Source organism: Pseudoalteromonas sp. S558 (assembly GCF_005886635.1).
GTDB lineage: Bacteria > Pseudomonadota > Gammaproteobacteria > Enterobacterales > Alteromonadaceae > Pseudoalteromonas > Pseudoalteromonas aliena.
Genome location: NZ_PNDU01000109.1, coordinates 1 through 18816 on the forward strand (window position 1 = coordinate 1; position 18816 = coordinate 18816).

Consider the following 18816-nt stretch of genomic DNA (forward strand, 5'->3'; position numbering starts at 1 on the left):
GTTGACCTTTTGTGATTGATTTTGCAGCAGTACGTTTGGTATTTAGGCAAGGCAGATCCTATGTCGTGTGGTTATTCCCCATAAACAGGCGATAACGCAGTATAAATGTCAAACCTCGCGCCGCGATTAAATCGCCCCTAGATTGAACAAATTTCAATCTACAAAGATCAACACGCCCCAGGTATAGGAAGCCCACCAGCGACCTCAGGACAAAACACTATTAATCTATTTTGTTTTTGCCACAAATTAAGCTGTGGATGCAAAATTGCGTGTCCCCTACCATCGTAGCGAACAGGCTGTCCTAGCAAGCAACTCGATACTAATATTTTTTCCATCACTATATCCTTATAAAGCAAAAAAGCTCCACTAAGGAGCTTTTTTTGATTTAGCTAAACTTATTTATTTGCTAAATAGTTAATCAGTTTACTGATATCTTCTGGCTTAGTTATACCCGACTCTTTACCGAGGTTTAACTTATATTTACCATTGACAATAAAAGTAGGTACACCACGAAGTGCGCCTTTTTCTTTAAAGTAGTCTTGATCGCGTTTCATTTTAGAGCTTAGTGTACGTACCGAAAAACTTTTAAACAACTTGTCAAACTTATCGCCATCAACGCCTTGCGCTACAAAGATATCTTTTACATCTGCAAGCTCATTAAACTTAGCGCGCTTGGTATGAATGTGATTAAAAATAGCAGAGATAATTTTATCTTTTTGTGGAATTACTTCTGCTGTTGCAAGCGCTTGGCTCATCATTTGTTGATTTTCTGGATCGCGAACCCCCACAAAATCTACATGACTCTTTTTAAACTTAACGTTTTTATCAAGTGACGGTTTAAATTCTGAAATGAGTCCTTCCATGTTATTACATGCCGGACAGTAGAATGAAAAGAACTCTTTAATTTCTGGCTTTTTAGTTGCGCGCTCAGATACAACATCGTAATGCACGCCTTCTTCATAAGTTGCTGCAAAACTTGTCACTGCCATAGGCAGTAATAGTGCAAGCAAGCCTGCTTTAACTAATTTGATCATTATTTTTATTCTCCAAAAATTTATAATGCTAGTAAAAATTTAACTAACTCATCAAGCTCTGTTTGGCTTTTAATAGTATTTATATTTATCTTATATTTATCATTAACAATAAAGGTAGGAACTCCGGTGAGCGCACCTAACGCTGAATATTTATTTTGCTTATCTTGCAGTGCGCGTTCAGCAGAAATAATTGGCATGCTAGCAATATCACTATCAAACGTGTTGCTATCAATACCATTAATTTCTAAGAGTTTTTTAACATCTTTTATTTCTGTTAGCGGTGCACCTTGAATATGAATACTCTTAAATATTTGTTCAGCAATATTGTGTGCTTGACCATGCTTTTTAGCAATTAAATAAGCAAAGCTTAAATTTGATTGTGTTTGCGGTGACACACCGCCTAAGAAGTTAACGTGATTTTTAATAAACACGACATCGTCTGGTAAGTTTTTTTCGATAGCTTTAGCAACAGGTTCAAACTTAAAGCAGTGGCCGCAATAGAATGAGAAAAACTCGGTTACTTGTGCAGTTGAACTTTTTTCTACATCAATAACTGTATATTGGTTATCAACTTCAAACTGTGCAGCAAAAGCTGCAAAGGGTAAACAAAGAAGCAATAAGCTAAGTTTTATTTTTTTAAGCATGTGTGTCTCATTGTAATAGTCTTTAAAGAAAATGTTATGGCAATAACTTTAACGGCTCTTCTTGTAATGCAGAAAGCTGCTCCTTGAGAGCTAAAATTTGTTGCTCCCAATATTTGTCATCTGCAAACCATGAAAAGTTCCGTACAAAAGCCGGATCACTCCATCTATTTGCGACCCAACCCATATAATGAATAATACGCATTGCTCGCAAAGGTTCAATCAATTTGAGTTGAGTGTGATCAAAATCACAAAACTCTTCATATGCGCCCACTAGGGTATCTAACTGTAACAGCTGTGTCATTCTGTCGCCACTGAGCATCATCCATAAATCTTGAATTGCAGGCCCTTGGCGGCTGTCGTCTAAATCAACAAACATAAGTGCGTCTCCTGCCCACAAAATATTGCCTGCATGACAGTCCCCATGTAGACGTATCGTTTCTACCTCTTTGTATTGCGCTTGAGCTTTTTCTATTACTAAATCTAAAATAGTATAAAAAGCTGTTTTTAAACCAAGAGGGACTAAGTTACTTTTTTGTAGATGAACTTTAGCTGTATGCAAGTATTCTTCGCATGTCACTGTTGGCCGGTGCGTAAATGCTTTTGTTTTAGCAATTTGATGCATACGTCCAATTAAACGCCCTAACACATCAAGTTGATCTAAGTTATCAACTTCAAATAAGCGCCCGCCTACGCTAGGAAATAGCGTAAACCAATATCCTTGGTGTTCGAACAAGCTTGCTCCGTTATGCACTATTGGGGCAACAACTGGCACTTCGGCCTCTGCTAGCTCAAATGCAAAATCGTGCTCTTCCTGAATTTGCTCTTTGCTCCAGCGCTCGGGGCGGTAAAACTTAACGACGTAGCGTTTCCCGCCTTCAGCGACAAATTGGTAAACTCTATTTTCGTAGCTATTTAAAGCAAGTAAACCAGACTCGGCATAAATACCAACGCTTTCGATAGCATCAAGAATAAGGTCAGGGGTTAAGTCAACAAAACTAAATTTACTCATATGCCTCTTATACAAAATAAAAGCGGGCTGCCCCGCTTTTGTTAATTTATTATCGCGCTTTGAAAAAGTTACTTGGCTGCAATATTTCGTTATCTGGTTCGTTAATTGGTGAAAGCACAAAGTTAAACTCTGTCATTGGTGCTTTTAAGTCATATGGATCCATTACTAATGATAAAGGCACATTGTGTGATTGCCCTGCTTGCACAGTGAATGACTGTTTTCCTATGTATTTAAAGTTATCTAAACCTTGTACTTTAATATTAAAAGTTTGCTCGTACTGCGCTTTATTAATAACCTTTAATGTATAGGTGTTTTCTACTAAACCATCAAAATCGACACGGTATAATTGGTTACGATCGCGAATAATATCAAAGTCCATTGTTTTACGCAGTGCGATGTTAGCCACGAGTGCGCTGGTTAATATTACTAAGATGACCGTGTAACCTATTATTTTAGCTCGCAAAGGATTTGTTTTATTTTCAGGTGTTTCGAGGTTTCGCTCTGTTGTATATGAAATAAGCCCACGCGGGTATTCCATTTTATCCATTACACCATCGCACGCATCTATACAGGCACCACAGTTTATACACTCGGCTTGTAGCCCATTTCTAATATCAATACCTGTTGGGCATACTTGAACACACAAATTACAGTCTATACAGTCACCCATTTCTAAATCTTGATGAGCGACTTTACGAGAACGAGGACCGCGACTTTCACCACGGTTTTCATCATAAGTTACCGTGTACGTGTCTTTGTCGAACATAGCCGACTGAAAGCGAGAATACGGACAAATGTGTAAGCACATAATTTCACGCATCCAACCTGCATTGCCATAGGTACATACTGCAAAGAAGATCACACTAACAAGCGCATATCCCCCTAGATTGAAAGTGACAAAATCAGGAAGCAACTCCCGAATAGGTGTAAAATAACCCACAAAAGAAATAGCGGTATATAACGAAAATAATATCCAACTAGTATGTTTAGCGGTTTTTCGCCAAAATTTATCAAAGTTCATTGGCCGCTCATCGAGCTTTTTACGCTGATTAGCTTTACCTTCACACTTTTCTTCAAACCAAATAAATATAAAAGTCCACACCGTTTGCGGGCAGGTGTAACCACACCATACTCGGCCGTAAAAAGTAGTGACCAAAAACAACGCAAAGGCCGCCAACATAAAAATAAAGGCTAAAATAGTAAAATCTTGAGGCCATAGTGTTAAGCCAAAAATATTGTATTTTTGACCCATCAAATCAAACAATACGGCCTGTTGACCGTTAAAGTTAATCCAAGGGAGCAACATAAATGCAAGTAACCCTAAAAAACCGATGCGTTGCCTAAGTAACTGATGGAGGCCTTTTACAGCACGCACATAAATGCGGTTTCGGGGGTTGAATCTGTCGTCTTGGCGGCTTAAATCCGGTTTTTGGATTTTAACCTCTACAGGGATGTTCTTTACTTTAATTTGTTTGTCCATCGAAGTTCCTCAACGCCGCTTGGAAAGAAAAGTTCAGCAATATTCAAATACTCTAATATTATAAGGTCTAACAAGTTATTTGCTAACTATGCTCAGTTTAATAAATCGACACTTGAATACTTTCAGATATTTCAGAAATATCTGACTGCTGCTAGCCATTATACCAATATTGATTAGAATTACTGGCATAGATTGCTAATAATTTATTCACCCTCGCCACTTGCTTTTAAAACACATTTTATTACACTGCATAATAATTTAACCCTATTTAGATCAAGGTTTGCGCTTTCGTGAAAAAATTTATTATATTAGTCATTGTGATCCTTGCTTTTTTTACTATCGATCATCCGCTTATAAAAGAGCCAAGAGAAAAGCTTTTAGGTGAAGGCGTTAGCCTTTTAGGCGAGTCAACAAAAGTAAATAGAAACCCAGCAGCAAGCATGGCTAAAAGCAATATAAGCGCTCAATTGGGATTATCAGAATCTGAGCATGAATATGTAGAAAAAACATTTACAACAGATGATTCAGTACGATTATTTCATTTACGTTATTGTCGCGAACGTGATTTAAATCTGTATTTTTATGATGACCGCTTAAACACAGTATGCAAAATAGTGTCTGAATCGTTAGCGCAAAAGCGAGTGAAGTAATGGACTTTTCAAAATTGAATAAAAAAGCGAGCGACTCATTTCACAAACATCGAAATATGCTTAAAAAATTAGCGCAAGGAAAAGCATTGAAATGCGAACAGTGCAACACCTTGCTAACACTCAATTTAGCCACTGGAGAGTCTGGTAAAGGCATAATAAAGTGCAAGCAAGGCTGCACAGACATAGAGTTAGAATTAGGCGCTTAATAAGATTTATAATTGGTTGGTTACTTATAAAAATAAGTAACCTAAAAGCTACTCGTCCCACCCTTCATCTGTATACAAACCACTATTAAGTGCGACTATTTCAATCAACTCGGCAAAGCCTAATGCAAAATCACCCATTAATTCATATTGCTGTAAGCAAAGCGATTGTAGTCCTAAGTTATTTTGCGCAGCGATAGTAGTAATGGCGTCTTCACCTAGAGCAAAAAAGCTTAATGTCGCTTGAGCGCTCTCTAATGCATCTTTATATTCTACTTCTAATTGCTCAGAGGTTAATAGTTTTTGAGTGTAAGTCGTTGTCGCTGTTAAAAAACCTTCACTCCAGCTTTTACAAAAATCAAAACTGTATTGCGTTGGTAATTTATAGCCAATCTCAAACACTTGCTCGCTTATTTGATGGTATAGCGCCATAAATAAAAACAAGACTTCTTCGTCTAAATTATCTGTCGTGTTTGGTAAGATTTGTGCAATCCACTCATGCACGTCTAATGGCTCAGGAGAACAAATTACGCCAAACAAGTAACCTTGGCTTTGCGATAAGGTCATCGCCTCAGGCTGAGTATCTAAAAATGTGCTGAGCTGCGTAGCATGCAACTCAGTAAATTGAGGTAATTGCATTAAAACTCTTTATTTGTAAACATTAAAAATTAAGCGGATAACGACCTTCTCTATCTGGACGACCTAAAAACTTCACTGCATCGTGTACGTCTTTTGGTAATGTTGCATCAGGCTTTACGTATCCAGCTACTTTAAAATCGAAATTAGCCTTTAAAATAGCATCAGCTTCAAGCCCTAAGGTGTTATCGGGATCAATAAGTATGGCTATGTTGCCAGACTTACAACTAAGGTTACCACCAAGCGGACCAATGTTAAACCAACCGTTTAAACCCTGTACATCAATATCTGGACTCGCTATTTCGCCTTTTAATGATTCACAATAAGGCGTGCCTGAGGTGTATTCATTAAGCTCTAATATTACGCGGCCTTTTGCTGTTACCGGCAGTGGTAGTTGAATGCGCTGCATTGCTCTTTCAACAGTGGAGCGAACAAGCCCATCAGTTACTTTAATTGTACTATTAAATAAGCCATAATTTACATTTGCATAGCCTGAAATATCGCTACGCTCACGCGGATCACCAAACTTTAAATTAGTATTTAAGTTGCCGGTAAATAACTGCCATCCAGCAATATCCCAACGCACATTATTTAATTGCTCGCCATCAAAGCGCACTTGCATCATTTGCCCTTGCCAAATGCTGCCAACGGTTTGACCTATTTCTAACTGCTTAGGTAGATAAGGCTTAGCTAAGTCCAATGCAATAACTGCGGGCAACTTAACAATACAAAAAATAATAAAGCTAAATAAAAATAAAATAGATAATGTTATTGTTTTTTTCATTAATTACTTCTCTAATACCAAGCGGCTTACGCGCACATAACCAGATTTATCATCGCGGCTTAAATCCAAGTTCTCGACACGTAAACCATGCTGATTAACAAGTTCATCGAGCCACTCTATCAAATGATTGAACTCAATTGAGTCGAGCGTCAAACGCAGTGAATCATTACTTGGCTGCATTTTGCTGATGCTAATTTTGTAGCGAGCACGCGTTGAGTTAACTATTTGGCTTAAATTTTGGCTACTGGCAATTTGTGTACTGCCCGCAGCTTTGAGTTTAACAATACTCTCATCAACCCAAACCAATAGCTCTTGTTGTTTAATTTGCGCTTGCTCAGCACGTTCTATTGCATTATTTAGTGGCCTAAAGATCCCCATTACTAAAATGAAAATAATAAACACACCACCTGCAATCATAACTAAATGTTGTTCTTGTTCCTTTAGCGAATGCCAATGTTGCATCAACTGCTTTTTCATACCACACCTCGCAGTTTAATTTCACCCACGACAAAGTCGCCATCGTTATTCAATGAGCCTTGGTCAACCGTTAAACCTTGCTTTTCAAGCAATATTTTTACTTTACCGAAAGTTTGAAAATCCTTCGCCCTAGCTCGAATACGCAGCTCGTTACGACGCTTATCGTAGCGTAAATTTTCAGGTGTGAATTCACTCACTTGAGAAAACACATTAACTAAATTTGTTGTTAAGTCTAAAAAGCCAGCGTCGCTTGACCCCTGTATTTTTTTTAATGCGCCTCTAATTTGACTCTTAACAAGTTGCGGACGAACTTTAGTGCCTGGAAACGCATTCTGGTAACGCTCAACTACTTGCGCCTTTGTAATTTCTAGCTGAGTATTTAATTGATTTAATTCTACGGCCTTTATTGCAATAGTTGATACTAATGCAACACCTGTAATAACCGCAGCACTTTTCCAGTATCCCCACCATAATGTACTTTTCTTTTTAAGTTGATACATGCCTTGGCGAAGATTGAATTTAACGTTATCAAGTTGTTTAGCAAATAATGCTAAAGGTAAATCATAATCACTTGTTTGCGCTTGCAGGCTAACCGTTTCAGGAAATTGAGTCGCTGGGCTAAAATGCTTTATGTTAGGATTACCCATTGCCGTTAAATAACCATTTAACCAACTACTTTCTACAGCACTTATATGCCATTGACCTTGCTTAAATAACCATTGTCCATTGAGTTCTATAGCCGTTATTGCATCATCTGCTGTAGGTAATAACAACGCATCTGGTAATATTTTATATACAGACAAATTATGCTCTACAAATAGCGCAAGCCATTGCTCAAACCACTCTCGATCCACCATAGCAACACGTATAGCATGTTGCTCATCTATCGTGGTTGATTCACCGACCGCTATAAATAAATCATCTACGTCGCATGCAATATCTTCTTCAAGCATGTACGGTAGTGCTTGCTCAAGCTTGCGATTCCATTTAGCAGGCAAAGCAACTGTTTTAAGTTGCACTTGATCACTTGGCAGTAAAACAACCACCTCACGACTTTGCGCTTTTTCACTTAACTCGCTTAAATGACTGGCATTAGCAAGCTCTCCACTGGCTATTATTTCTTGTTCTTGTGGTGAGTATATTAACCAGTTAAGTGTTTCTTGTTCAGTTTGACCCGTGCGGATCAATAATATTTCTGTCACTGTACGCCTCCAAATTTTCGCGCCAGTATCGTTACGTCACCATTGTTGGCATACAGTAATGTGGTCATCGAAAAACGCAAATCAACAAACGTTGCCTGCGTTTGTAATTTAAAATATTCGCTATTAATACTAAATAAGTTTTCTACTGCTTTAATGTTTTTCCCACCTTGCTGAAGCACCTGTTCAAAAAATACTTCTTTGCTATCAAACCCTGTTTTTGGCCTTGCAGCGATTACAGCCTCAGCACCGGATAAACTTAACTCATCAATAAACGCACTGAGTATGAGTGCTTGCTCTGGCGCTAAAGTATTTATATTAATAGAAAGCAAAGTACTACCTGGAATAACACACACGTAAGGGAGTACTTTTTCCATTACCAGCGGATTAAAACCTTTGATCAATCGCAGTTCTGAAGTTGATGCAAATAAGCTATTTGCGGTCAGGTATGGGAATTTTTGTGACAAATACTCTCCCTCTTCTGCACCTGAGCGATATGTAATGCTGTTGGCATCTAACCAATCAAATACACTGTCAGCCATTGCTTCTTCAGACTCATTCGCAGATAAATCGTCTATATTTTCAAGTAATGTAAACAATGCTTTATGCGCTGGGTTTGTTTTATTTGCGCTATTTTTATCAGGTTCCACGGCTAAAGCATTCAAATTTAGGCAAGCTTGTAGGTCCGTTATTTTGCCACTCAGCTTGCCATTATCAACGGGATAAGGAACATCACCTTGTTTTGCCCATATTTGATCTAATGTTGTTTTCTCAGGGTCATCTTTTTTACTTTGAATAAGTGCTTTAATAGCAAGTTCTTCTGCACCATATGCGTACCACTTAGCTTGCTGATGCCCTTGTAAATTGGTACTTTTTTGTACTTGGACCATCAAATTAGCACTCATTTCTACAGCTAAAATAGCCGCTAACGACACCATAAATAATACAATAACAATGGCAGCCCCACGCGATGATTGATACCCCATTATGGCGTGCCTCTGCTATTTTTATTAGTTGTATTAGGTGTTGAACCATTTGTTGCTGTACTCGTGGGCGTGGTCACCTTGCCTTGTCCTGGCACTAAAAATACACGGCGAATTGGTTTCGCGTCAACTTGCTGCAATGTAACGGCAACCGCTTTCGGTAATGCCTTAATATCCCATTGCTCTAGCCATTTATTTTTGTCATCAAGAAATTCAAACTTTAGCTCTTCGATACCTTTGAGGATAACTTGCACTCGTGGTTCAGTGTTATCAAGTTGATCTACATACACGCGATACACTCTTTCTAAGTTATCATCAATCACTCTATAACCAACCGCTTGTAATTCTGAGCGGGGTAGTAAATTAATTGGATTAACCCAACCATCACGCACAAACGCAATCCCATGGTATTGGCTTTCTAAAACATAACGCCCAGCGAGTAAATAGAGTTCTTGTACATCGCCAGCTTCGTTTCGTACTGCGCGTTTAGTCATTTGGCTAAAGTCTTGATCCATTAACCTGAATGTAGTTTGTAAGCCATTTAACTCAGCTATTTTTTCATCTGAGGCATCTTTAGACCGCGTTGTAGTCTCTAATATTTGGTGAGTAGCAATAATAACAAAGGCTAAAATTCCTAGAGCGACCATTACTTCAAGTAATGTAAATCCACGTTGCTTCACTTATTTCTTACCTTTATTCAAATAGGTGGAAAGCTCATAAACAGAACGCTCATACTTCTCGTCACTAAACACAGTAATGGTTAATTTAACAAAGCTTTTATCGGCCGTAGGCATCACATCTTGTTGCCAAAACCACTCAACACCCGCCATTACTTCGCTACCACGCAATCCACTTTTACTTTGCCATTGCTCACCTTTAGTGCGCTGCTCTACCAAGATATTTTCTGCGACCCATGAGGCATATGTTTGATCTTCAATGCTTGATAAGTGATGTATATGCTCGCTAGTTACTTGCATTGCTGCAATACCTGTCATAGCACAAATACTTAGCGCAACTAATACCTCTAATAAAGTAAATCCTTTATTGTTATCCATTATTCTGGCTCTCGGCGCAAATTAACAGGGGCAGTAAATTCACCCTCTATAAAGTAAACAGGCTCTCTTTGAGCTTTTAACTCAAGTGTTAGTTGAAATGCACTAACTTCGCCCGATGACAATATAAGTACTTGAGGGATTTTGAGCTTTTTAAGTTCTAACAAGCTGTCTTCGTCACCGCCGCTCATTAATTCACGCCAATTTGATTGTTCGAGTAAGTTATCTGCTGCCCACGCTAAATCTTCTAGGTTTAGTGTTAATTTAAAACGTTCGTCAAATTCAACGGGACTAAATAACTCTTCTCGGTCAAACGTTATCCATTTTTCACTATCAAAAACTAAAAATTCGAACTTATTTTTGTCTACCTGAAATCCCAATTCAACTTGGTTCAAAATAGCAAACTCTGATGCCATATTAATGGTGGTATGCAGCCTAAGTGCTTGAGTATCTAGCTCATCCTCTGCACCGCCTTCTAAGCTATATACCACCATTTTGGTAGCAAAAGCGATGATCACTAATACCACTAAAATTTCAATTAAACTAAAGCCTCGGCTTTTTCTACGCACACGTTCAGAGCTTACTTGCATAGCAAGCTCTGGTTATTAACGTATAAATTCAAAGCACTATTGATTAACATTATTGCTTCTCAGGATCCCAGTTACCTATATCATCCTCTGTACCAGCTTCGCCATCTGGTCCAACAGAAAAAATATCAAATTTACCGGCCTCTCCTGGGCTGATTAATTGGTATGGTTTACCCCATGGATCATCAGGTAATTCACTAATAAAACCACCATCTGGAAAACGCTTTGGTACTGGTTCAATATTCGTTTTATTTACAAGCGCTTCAAGGCCTTGCTCTGTGGTTGGATAGCTTTTATTTTTAAGCTTGTAAAGGCTCATTGCGTCTTCAAGTTGCTGAATATCTAAATGTGCCTTATCAATTGCAGCCTCTTCTTGCTGACCCATTATATTAGGCGCAACAATTGACATAATCATCCCGATGATAACCAGTACCACCATCACTTCTAGTAAAGAAAAACCTGATTGTTTATTCACGTAATTACCTCATTATTCTAAAATATTAAGTAAAAATGGTTTAGGTAAAACCACTAATATATAAAAACTAAGCAATAATTAAAGCCCTACGGCTTTATTCATTGCCATTATTGGCTGCAAAATTGCCATCACTATAAACAGTACAATAACCGCCATAGAGGCAATCATTGCCGGTTCTAATAATTTTAATGATACATTAACCATACTTTCAAATTCGCGGTCTTGGTTATTTGCAGCACGCTCTAGCATTTGTTCAAGTTCGCCTGACTTTTCGCCACTGGCTATCATATGCAGCATCATCGGTGGAAACAACTTAGTTTGCTGAAGTGCAGCGCGTAAACTAGCACCTTCACTTACCCGATCAGAAGCATCCGCCACTGCTTTTTTAATTTTTTCATTTACTAACACCCCACCCGATATACGCATTCCCTCGAGTAAAGGCACTGAGCTTGATGACAAAATACTTAGCGTTCGCGCAAAGCGAGCTGTATTTATACCACGTGCAACCTTACCAATACCGGGCATATGAAGTATTCGATTGTCCCACCAAAAACGTATTTTTGGTTTTTTTAAGGCGTGTTTAATACCAATAGCAATGCCAGTGATAGCAATTAAACTGATAAACCAATAGTTTTGTACAAAATGACTACCGGCCATTACCCACTCTGTTGTCCAAGGGAGTACTTGCTTGGTTTTTTCAAAGGTTTTTAATATTTTAGGTACTACTGTTCCCAGCAAAACCGCAACAATACCAATCGCAAATATAACCAGAATAATAGGGTAAACCATAGCTTGCGTAATTTGACTGCGCATATGTTGGCGTTGCTCAGTGTAATCAGCTAATCGATTTAATACCTGATCTAAATGACCCGACTTTTCACCTGCGGCAACCATTGCACGATATAAGTCATCAAACACATGTGGAAACTCACTCATACCATCAGCAAGTGTATAACCTTCAACAACCTTTGAACGTACCGACATCAACATGCGCTTTAAACGTGGTTTTTCGCATTGCTCGGCTACGGCCATGACGGCTCCCTCAACAGGCAATGCGGATTGAATTAACGTGGCCAATTGACGAGTGATAAGTGCTAAATCAGAAGTAGATATAGTGGGTTTAAAAAAGTTACCTAATAAAGGCGCTTTTTCACCTTTTACTTGCTTGTCACTTTGCGCTGCAGGGACTACCTCAAGTGGCGTTAATTTTTGATCACGTAAAATTTGGCGAATTTGTTTCGCGGTATCAGCCTCTAAAATACCTTTTTTTTCTTTACCCCTACCATCTAAGGCACGATACTCAAACGCCGCCATAATTAACCTTCCTCACGGGTAACACGCAATACTTCTTCAAGTGTTGTTTTGCCTGCAAGTACACGGCTACAACCATCTTGGCGGATGCTTGGACTGCGTTTACGAATGTATTTCTCTACGCTTTGCTCACCTTTACCGTTGTGAATCATTTCACGTATTGCTTCATCAACTACCAGCAACTCATGAATACCGGTACGACCACGGTAACCATTAAAGTTACACTCCTCACAACCTACAGCTCGATAAATCGTCGGTTGGCTTTCAAAAGGAGCACCTAACAACTGACATTCATGCTCGTCTGCTGTGTGGCCTTCTTTACAGGTATTACATAACGTACGTACTAAACGTTGCGACAACACACCGAGCAATGAAGATGAAAGTAAGAATGGTTCAACACCCATATCTTCCATACGTGTAATTGCACCCGATGCGGTATTAGTATGCAGAGTAGACATAACAAGGTGACCGGTAAGTGACGCTTGAACACCAATTTGCGCAGTTTCAAGGTCGCGTATTTCACCCACCATAACCACATCTGGATCTTGACGTAATATTGCACGCAAACCTCGAGCAAATGTCATATCAACTTTGGTATTAACTTGTGTTTGGCCAATGCCTGGGATCTCGTACTCTATCGGATCTTCAACGGTAAGAATATTACGATCGCGTGAGTTAATTTGGCTCATACCAGCGTATAAAGTGGTACTTTTACCAGAGCCCGTTGGCCCTGTTACCAAAATAATGCCGTGGGGTTTACTAATTAAATCTGAAAACAACGCACGATTTTCTGCAGTCATACCTAAATCTTCAAGGTTTAAGCGCGCGTTGTTTTTATCAAGTAAACGCAGTACTACACGCTCACCAAAGCTCGATGGCATTGTAGATACACGCACGTCAACTGCACGCCCAGCAATACGTAAGCTAATACGACCATCTTGTGGAATACGTTTTTCGGCTATATCAAGCTTAGCCATTACTTTAATACGAGATACAAGTAACGATGCAAGTTTACGATTAGGCTTAAGCACTTCTTTTAATACACCATCCACCCTGAAACGAATAACAAGCTCTTGCTCGAAGGTTTCGATATGTATATCAGACGCGCCCTCTTTAATTGCCTCGCTCAGCATGGCATTAATGAGTTTTATGATAGGTGCATCATCGTCACCAGCAAGTAAGTCTTCAGTTTGCGGGAGTTCATCAGCAAGTGAGAATAAATCAACTTCATTGCCAATGTCTTCCATCATCTGCTGGGTTTCCGAACTATCTCGCTGATAAGATGCTTCAAGCAATAGTTCAAACTTATCATCCGCAAGCTGCTCAAGCGTAAAACCATGCCCTGCAATACGGCGTACTTCTAATAGTACCTCCACATCAAGCTCGCCACGGTAATATACTATTCGATGCTCTTTATTTTTGCTCAGTAATACACCAGCACGCCTTGCATACGAAAAAGGTAATCGCTTTGCGGGTAGTTCAATTAGCACGTCATCGATTAATGGCTCGTCCTGCTTATGCACTTTAGGATGAACCACATCTTGGTTTATCTCTTCAATCGCATTAGTCATCTTTACGCTCTTGTGCATTTTGTTTACGTAAAGAATCTTCATACGTTGGTGGCAGTACTAATTCATCATTCCATTCAGGTAAAATTGGTGAATCAGTCGCAGGCATTAACTCAATCCCATCTTCGCGCTGTTTAAATTGCTCACCACGAATAAAATTATACTTATTAAAGCTTAACTTATTCATCCTTATACCATCACGAATAATAGTCGGGCGAATAAATACAATAAGATTACGCTTTTTGCGCGTTGTATTTGTTGATCTAAACAGATGCCCTAATATAGGTATATCCCCTAATAATGGCACTTTAGAAACACTTTCTTGTACGTCTTCATCAATTAAACCACCCAAAACAACCATGCCACCATCATCGGCCATAACAGTTGTTTTAATTGAACGCTTATTCACTGAAATATCAACGGCGGTTGCACCACTAACGCTTGACACCTCTTGTTCAATAGTAAGCTGTACCGCTGAGCCATCATTAATTTGTGGTGTTACTTTTAGTTTAATACCGACTTCTTGACGGTCAACCGTTTGGAATGGATTACTACCATTATCAGTACCCGTTTGAGAACCGGTAATTATAGGCACTTCTTGACCGACTAAAATAGATGCTTCTTGGTTATCCATTGTAGTAATAGACGGTGTTGCCAAAATATTTGAGTTAGTATTAGTTGATACTGCTTGTATGATAGCGCCCCAATCATTTTTAATCACACCCAGCGCTAAGCCATTAATACCACCAAGCAATGAAGCTAAAGGGCCATAGTCACCTTCAGAAGTTTCGTTATATTGAGTCGGCTTACCACTTTCAGTGCCTATGATCGTTTTAGTGACTGTTTTATCTCGAGCTCGTTCAGCTGCTACCGCAACAGAGCCAACAGGAACTGTTGTACCATTGTTAAATTGCAGCATACCGCCTTGTTCAGAAATCCATTGCAATCCAAGATTAACACCATCGCCTTCCATCACTTCTATAATAATGGCTTCGACTAAAACTTGCGCCCGACGAATATCAATTCGCTCTATTACTGATTCAAGTGAGCGCATTGTATCTGGTTGCGCTGTGATAATTAATGAGTTGGAATCTGGGTGGGCTTCAATACTGGTTTCATTTTTACTACGGCTACGTGTTTTTGTCGCCCCGCCTTGCGAATCATCCGTAAGCGACTTGCTAACGCCTTGCAATACCTTCACTAAATCTTCAGCTTTTGCGTAGTTTAGGTAAAACACTTGTGTATTACCTTGGCTTTCTAATTCCCCATCTAAGCGCTTAATAAGCTCAATTGCACGCGTACGAGCTTGACCTTCACCACTTACAATTACACTATTAGTTCGGCCATCTGCCACTACTTTTGGAATCAAGAATTCAGGAACACTGCCTTTACCATTATCTTTATAGATATTATCGACCACTGACACTACATCATCAGCAGTAGCAAACTTAAGCTTAACTATATCTACACGCTTATCGCCAGCTTGATCAACCGAACGAATAATCTCAACTAAACGATTAACCGATGCTGCATGACCAGTCAACATCATCACATTAGCCGCATTAAAGTTTGCAACATGGCCACCATCTTTTTGGTCACTAAATTGCCTTACCAGTGGGCCAAGTTCTTGTACGCTTACGTTTTTAACTCGTACAACTCGTGTGATCATCATGTCGCCGCTAGCGTCACTACCTTCGGTAATTAGTGGCACATTAGACTTTTTAGCATCAGAACTTTTTTCTACTTTTATAATGCCATTATCCATTTCAACGGCCGAGTAGCCGTAAACTTCTAATACGTTTAAAAAGAACTGATAATAAAGTGCTTCATCCATTAACTCATAGCTACGTACGTTTACTTTACCACGCACATTAGGGTCAATGATGACTGTTTTATTAAGGTTTTTACCAACGATGTTGATAAACTCGTTGATATCTGTCCCTTTAAAGTTAGCAGCGTATTCAACAGCTGAAACTGACAATGAAATACTTGCCGCTAAAAAAAGTGCCGCGTACTTAGCTAACCCTTTTTTAATTTTTTTGAGGTGTAGCACCTGAACCATTATATTAAAACTCCAAAGCTATGTTATTGCAGGCTAAATTGCACATCTATTTGTTCGCCATCACGTTCTATAGTGATATTGGCATCCGTGCTATTGCGCAGCTCATTAATAGCTGACATTGCCTGTTTTAGATCCGTTAGTTGATAGCCATTAATTGCAATAGCTAAATCGTTATTTTGTAAACCCATTTGCTTAAATAATGCAGGTTCTTTACCTGGACTTAAGCGATAACCAATGAGCTCTCCATCGTTCATTGCTTGTGAAACACGTATGTAATCAAATAATTTACCAGGCTCTTCGAGTAACTCTTCACGTGTCTCTATTATTGATTGCTTTACTTGCGGATCAGCAGTGGCATCTATTTTCAGCTCACTCGATACAAATTGCTGTGGCCCCATATCTTCATCATTACGTGCAGCTAAAACAGGCATAGATACTGTTTTAGTAAAGTCGAGACCATCAAGCATTAATGTTTCAAAGCGGCCACTCACGTTTAAAATTACACGATCTGGTAATATTTGCGCCACTTTAGCTCGGGTACCTTGTATAACATCTTCAGCTAAATAACTTACTTGTTTACCTTGTGATTCAATAATCGCCACTCCTCCTTGATCATCATTACTCACCGCAACAATACCAGTGAGATTAATACTTAGGCGAGTCTCTGGCGCGTTGTTAACAACCTGCGATTGCTGCGCAGTGTTATTGTTATTTGTTACAATTGCTTTACCGAATAAAAATTGCTCAATGATATGTTGGGCCGAACTATTACGAACATTCTTTGATTGACTAGTATGTTGCGCAGGAGCAAGAGGAGATATAAGCGGCTTTGGCCAAACAAGCCAAACTAATTTTGATAATAAAAAAGCAAGGTAAACAACAACTAACAGTGTAACTAACGCACTTAATTTAGCATGCGGTAACCGCGTTAAAAATTGTTTAAATTGCTGAATTTGCTGTTCCATAAATAGTATTCTTATTTTAATTTACTGCGTAAGCGCGTACCCATAGTACCCTTTCATTTTTCATTCAACAAGAGTACTAATATTAAACTTTGTAAACAGAATAAATTAATTTAATTTGTCTGTATAAAAAGCAAACTTCCTATGCAATACCTTCATCCGATGATGATTCCATGATAAATTTTAAGTTATAACTAAAGTGGATAAAATGCCTTATGAGTAAAAGAAGTAATAGCAAGTCAAACTCAGACCATACAGACGAAGTAAAAGTTCGATTAGATAAATGGCTATGGGCAGCACGCTTTTATAAAACACGCGCAGCTGCTCGTGAAATGGTACAAGGCGGCAAAGTACATTATAATGGCCAGCGTACCAAAGCGAGTAAAATTGTAGAGGTTGGAGCAATCGTTAAACTTGCCCAAGGCGTGGATGAAAAAATAGTTACTATATTAAAAGTGCTTGAAAACCGACAAAGCGCCCCCATTGCACAGACCTTGTATCAAGAATCTGATGCAAGTATTGTTAAACGCGAAGAGAATACCATCGCACGTAAAAATAACAGCTTCTTTGCACCTCATCCGGTAAAAAAACCGGATAAAAAGCAAAGACGCGAACTCTTAAAAATGAAATCAAGTTAGGTAAAGCCGCTCATGCAACAAGATTTACTTCACCGTTATTTATTCAATGAACTAGATGTTCGTGGCGAACTCGTTCAAATCGAAAGTGCCTATAATGAAATGATTGCCGATCATAATTATCCGGCTCCTGTTAAAGCATTACTAGGTGAATTGCTCGTTGCAACATGCTTACTCACTGCAACTTTAAAGTTTGAAGGTGAAATAGCCGTACAGTTACAAGGTGATGGACCTGTTAAATACGCAGTTATTAATGGCGACGATAAACAAAATATGCGTGGTATCGCTCGTTTGCAAAGTGAAGTGACAGGGACTACTGTAAAAGAGCTTATCGGCCAAGGTTACATGGTGATAACTATTACCCCAGATAAAGGCGAACGCTACCAAGGCATTGTGCCTTTAGAACACGACACATTGAGTGAGTGTATTGAAAGTTACTTTGAGCAGTCAGAGCAATTAAAAACACGTCTTTGGTTTGCAACTGATACAACTGAAGGCAGCGCTAAAGCATGTGGTTTATTTTTACAAGTACTCCCTGTTGACAAGCAAAAATCAATTGAAGACTTTGCCCATTTAGAAGCCCTAAGTAATACGATTAAAAACGAAGAACTATTACATCTTGATGCTAATACAGTGCTTACTCGCTTATACCACGAAGATAACCCTCGTGTGTTCGAACCACAAGCCATTAAATTTAAGTGTGGTTGCAGTCGCGAGAAAACAATTACTGCCCTTGTCAATATAGGACAGCAAGACCTACTTAAAGATATTGACGAAAAAGGTTCGGTTAACATTAGCTGTCATTATTGTTTAAAAGAATATGTTTTTAATGAACAAGACGTAAAAAACATTTTTAATTAAGTCGTGTTGACCTTTCGTGATTAATTTTACAGCTGTATATGTGGTATTTAAGCAATGCACCGTCCCTACGATGTGTGATCCTTCCCCATAAATAGGCGATAACGCAGCATAAATACCAAACATGCGTAGCCCTTTGGGTTCTCCCTAGGGGCGATTAACTCTTTGTTGCTCGGTTTTTACTTAGCCCACTACGTTACAAACCTC

21 protein-coding genes and 1 pseudogene are annotated in these 18816 nt (G+C 38.9%); 4 read left to right on the forward strand and 18 right to left on the reverse strand.

The features are described 5' to 3' along the window. Window positions 1-173: 173 nt before the first annotated feature. From CWB66_RS08855 to ccoG, 5 genes and pseudogenes are all read right to left on the reverse strand, one after another. Window positions 174-335: pseudogene (locus CWB66_RS08855) on the reverse strand (2-thiouracil desulfurase family protein); the annotation flags it as partial. Window positions 336-395: 60 nt separating this feature from the next. Then, window positions 396-1034, reverse strand: a complete 639-nt coding sequence (locus tag CWB66_RS08860) for a thiol:disulfide interchange protein DsbA/DsbL (protein WP_138585101.1) — start codon at window positions 1032-1034, stop codon at window positions 396-398. A gap of 20 nt (window positions 1035-1054) precedes the next feature. Continuing rightward, the gene (locus CWB66_RS08865) at window positions 1055-1678 is read right to left on the reverse strand and encodes a thiol:disulfide interchange protein DsbA/DsbL (RefSeq protein WP_138585102.1); all 624 of its coding nucleotides are present in this window, start codon (window positions 1676-1678) and stop codon (window positions 1055-1057) included. A 34-nt stretch (window positions 1679-1712) separates the two neighbouring features. After that, entirely contained in the window at window positions 1713-2687 is a 975-nt protein-coding gene (locus tag CWB66_RS08870; protein WP_138585103.1) for a serine/threonine protein kinase, read from the reverse strand. A gap of 49 nt (window positions 2688-2736) precedes the next feature. Beyond that, window positions 2737-4167 carry a cytochrome c oxidase accessory protein CcoG gene (gene ccoG, locus CWB66_RS08875; protein ID WP_138585104.1) on the reverse strand — a complete coding sequence of 477 codons (1431 nt, stop codon included), beginning with the start codon at window positions 4165-4167 and terminating at the stop codon, window positions 2737-2739. A gap of 290 nt (window positions 4168-4457) precedes the next feature. Between ccoG and CWB66_RS08880 the strand changes: the two genes are divergently transcribed. Together CWB66_RS08880 and CWB66_RS08885 are read left to right on the forward strand one after the other, a co-directional pair. After that, the gene (locus tag CWB66_RS08880) at window positions 4458-4817 is read left to right on the forward strand and encodes a hypothetical protein (protein WP_077536650.1); all 360 of its coding nucleotides are present in this window, start codon (window positions 4458-4460) and stop codon (window positions 4815-4817) included. Continuing rightward, window positions 4817-5023, forward strand: a complete 207-nt coding sequence (locus CWB66_RS08885) for a hypothetical protein (RefSeq protein ID WP_138585105.1) — start codon at window positions 4817-4819, stop codon at window positions 5021-5023. The genes CWB66_RS08880 and CWB66_RS08885 overlap by 1 nt, the downstream gene beginning before the upstream one ends. A gap of 48 nt (window positions 5024-5071) precedes the next feature. Here the strand turns inward: CWB66_RS08885 and CWB66_RS08890 are convergent, their stop codons facing one another. The 13 genes from CWB66_RS08890 to gspC all read right to left on the reverse strand — a co-directional run bounded on the left by CWB66_RS08890 (window position 5072) and on the right by gspC (window position 17119). Then, window positions 5072-5659, reverse strand: coding sequence for a UPF0149 family protein (locus CWB66_RS08890; protein ID WP_138585106.1), 588 nt, complete (start codon window positions 5657-5659; stop codon window positions 5072-5074). Between the two features lie 22 nt (window positions 5660-5681). After that, entirely contained in the window at window positions 5682-6440 is a 759-nt protein-coding gene (locus tag CWB66_RS08895) for a type II secretion system protein N (protein WP_138585107.1), read from the reverse strand. Between the two features lie 3 nt (window positions 6441-6443). After that, window positions 6444-6917 carry a type II secretion system protein M gene (locus CWB66_RS08900; RefSeq protein WP_077536646.1) on the reverse strand — a complete coding sequence of 158 codons (474 nt, stop codon included), beginning with the start codon at window positions 6915-6917 and terminating at the stop codon, window positions 6444-6446. Beyond that, entirely contained in the window at window positions 6914-8119 is a 1206-nt protein-coding gene (gene gspL / locus CWB66_RS08905) for a type II secretion system protein GspL (protein WP_138585108.1), read from the reverse strand. The genes CWB66_RS08900 and gspL overlap by 4 nt, the downstream gene beginning before the upstream one ends. Then, the gene (gspK, locus tag CWB66_RS08910) at window positions 8116-9102 is read right to left on the reverse strand and encodes a type II secretion system minor pseudopilin GspK (protein ID WP_138585109.1); all 987 of its coding nucleotides are present in this window, start codon (window positions 9100-9102) and stop codon (window positions 8116-8118) included. Before gspK ends, gspL begins: the two co-directional genes overlap by 4 nt. Next, complete coding sequence (gene gspJ / locus CWB66_RS08915; RefSeq protein WP_077536643.1) at window positions 9102-9779, reverse strand: type II secretion system minor pseudopilin GspJ; 678 nt, start codon at window positions 9777-9779, stop codon at window positions 9102-9104. The genes gspK and gspJ overlap by 1 nt, the downstream gene beginning before the upstream one ends. Continuing rightward, the gene (gene gspI, locus CWB66_RS08920; RefSeq protein ID WP_077536642.1) at window positions 9780-10154 is read right to left on the reverse strand and encodes a type II secretion system minor pseudopilin GspI; all 375 of its coding nucleotides are present in this window, start codon (window positions 10152-10154) and stop codon (window positions 9780-9782) included. Beyond that, window positions 10154-10741, reverse strand: a complete 588-nt coding sequence (gene gspH, locus CWB66_RS08925; protein ID WP_077536641.1) for a type II secretion system minor pseudopilin GspH — start codon at window positions 10739-10741, stop codon at window positions 10154-10156. The genes gspI and gspH overlap by 1 nt, the downstream gene beginning before the upstream one ends. 49 nt (window positions 10742-10790) lie before the next feature. Next, a complete protein-coding gene (gspG, locus tag CWB66_RS08930; protein WP_077536640.1) occupies window positions 10791-11213 on the reverse strand; it encodes a type II secretion system major pseudopilin GspG in 423 nt (140 codons plus the stop codon). Between the two features lie 78 nt (window positions 11214-11291). Further along, on the reverse strand, window positions 11292-12527 hold the full coding sequence (gspF, locus tag CWB66_RS08935; protein ID WP_077536639.1) for a type II secretion system inner membrane protein GspF: 1236 nt from the start codon (window positions 12525-12527) through the stop codon (window positions 11292-11294). 2 nt (window positions 12528-12529) lie between these two features. After that, window positions 12530-14095 carry a type II secretion system ATPase GspE gene (gene gspE / locus CWB66_RS08940; protein ID WP_138585110.1) on the reverse strand — a complete coding sequence of 522 codons (1566 nt, stop codon included), beginning with the start codon at window positions 14093-14095 and terminating at the stop codon, window positions 12530-12532. Then, window positions 14088-16154, reverse strand: a complete 2067-nt coding sequence (gene gspD, locus CWB66_RS08945; RefSeq protein WP_138585111.1) for a type II secretion system secretin GspD — start codon at window positions 16152-16154, stop codon at window positions 14088-14090. Before gspD ends, gspE begins: the two co-directional genes overlap by 8 nt. Window positions 16155-16177: 23 nt before the next feature. Next, entirely contained in the window at window positions 16178-17119 is a 942-nt protein-coding gene (gene gspC, locus CWB66_RS08950) for a type II secretion system protein GspC (protein WP_138585112.1), read from the reverse strand. A 212-nt stretch (window positions 17120-17331) separates the two neighbouring features. Here gspC and hslR point away from each other — a divergent pair, with 212 nt between their 5' ends. Both hslR and hslO read left to right on the forward strand, forming a co-directional pair. After that, complete coding sequence (gene hslR / locus CWB66_RS08955; RefSeq protein WP_138585113.1) at window positions 17332-17754, forward strand: ribosome-associated heat shock protein Hsp15; 423 nt, start codon at window positions 17332-17334, stop codon at window positions 17752-17754. A gap of 12 nt (window positions 17755-17766) precedes the next feature. Beyond that, window positions 17767-18612 carry an Hsp33 family molecular chaperone HslO gene (hslO, locus tag CWB66_RS08960; RefSeq protein ID WP_138585114.1) on the forward strand — a complete coding sequence of 282 codons (846 nt, stop codon included), beginning with the start codon at window positions 17767-17769 and terminating at the stop codon, window positions 18610-18612. Window positions 18613-18816 lie beyond the last annotated feature (204 nt).

What these genes read in the sequence shown, in the direction of transcription:
- CWB66_RS08870 (WP_138585103.1), bottom strand. Translation starts at nt 2,687, where the DNA reads ATGAGTAAATTTAGTTTTGTTGACTTAACCCCTGACCTTATTCTTGAT.
- CWB66_RS08900 (WP_077536646.1), bottom strand. Translation starts at nt 6,917, where the DNA reads ATGAAAAAGCAGTTGATGCAACATTGGCATTCGCTAAAGGAACAAGAA.
- gspC (WP_138585112.1), bottom strand. Translation starts at nt 17,119, where the DNA reads ATGGAACAGCAAATTCAGCAATTTAAACAATTTTTAACGCGGTTACCG.
- CWB66_RS08890 (WP_138585106.1), bottom strand. Translation starts at nt 5,659, where the DNA reads ATGCAATTACCTCAATTTACTGAGTTGCATGCTACGCAGCTCAGCACA.
- CWB66_RS08865 (WP_138585102.1), bottom strand. Translation starts at nt 1,678, where the DNA reads ATGCTTAAAAAAATAAAACTTAGCTTATTGCTTCTTTGTTTACCCTTT.
- ccoG (WP_138585104.1), bottom strand. Translation starts at nt 4,167, where the DNA reads ATGGACAAACAAATTAAAGTAAAGAACATCCCTGTAGAGGTTAAAATC.
- gspF (WP_077536639.1), bottom strand. Translation starts at nt 12,527, where the DNA reads ATGGCGGCGTTTGAGTATCGTGCCTTAGATGGTAGGGGTAAAGAAAAA.
- hslR (WP_138585113.1), top strand. Translation starts at nt 17,332, where the DNA reads ATGAGTAAAAGAAGTAATAGCAAGTCAAACTCAGACCATACAGACGAA.
- gspK (WP_138585109.1), bottom strand. Translation starts at nt 9,102, where the DNA reads ATGGGGTATCAATCATCGCGTGGGGCTGCCATTGTTATTGTATTATTT.
- gspD (WP_138585111.1), bottom strand. Translation starts at nt 16,154, where the DNA reads ATGGTTCAGGTGCTACACCTCAAAAAAATTAAAAAAGGGTTAGCTAAG.
- gspH (WP_077536641.1), bottom strand. Translation starts at nt 10,741, where the DNA reads ATGCAAGTAAGCTCTGAACGTGTGCGTAGAAAAAGCCGAGGCTTTAGT.
- CWB66_RS08885 (WP_138585105.1), top strand. Translation starts at nt 4,817, where the DNA reads ATGGACTTTTCAAAATTGAATAAAAAAGCGAGCGACTCATTTCACAAA.
- gspE (WP_138585110.1), bottom strand. Translation starts at nt 14,095, where the DNA reads ATGACTAATGCGATTGAAGAGATAAACCAAGATGTGGTTCATCCTAAA.
- CWB66_RS08860 (WP_138585101.1), bottom strand. Translation starts at nt 1,034, where the DNA reads ATGATCAAATTAGTTAAAGCAGGCTTGCTTGCACTATTACTGCCTATG.
- hslO (WP_138585114.1), top strand. Translation starts at nt 17,767, where the DNA reads ATGCAACAAGATTTACTTCACCGTTATTTATTCAATGAACTAGATGTT.
- CWB66_RS08895 (WP_138585107.1), bottom strand. Translation starts at nt 6,440, where the DNA reads ATGAAAAAAACAATAACATTATCTATTTTATTTTTATTTAGCTTTATT.
- gspI (WP_077536642.1), bottom strand. Translation starts at nt 10,154, where the DNA reads ATGGATAACAATAAAGGATTTACTTTATTAGAGGTATTAGTTGCGCTA.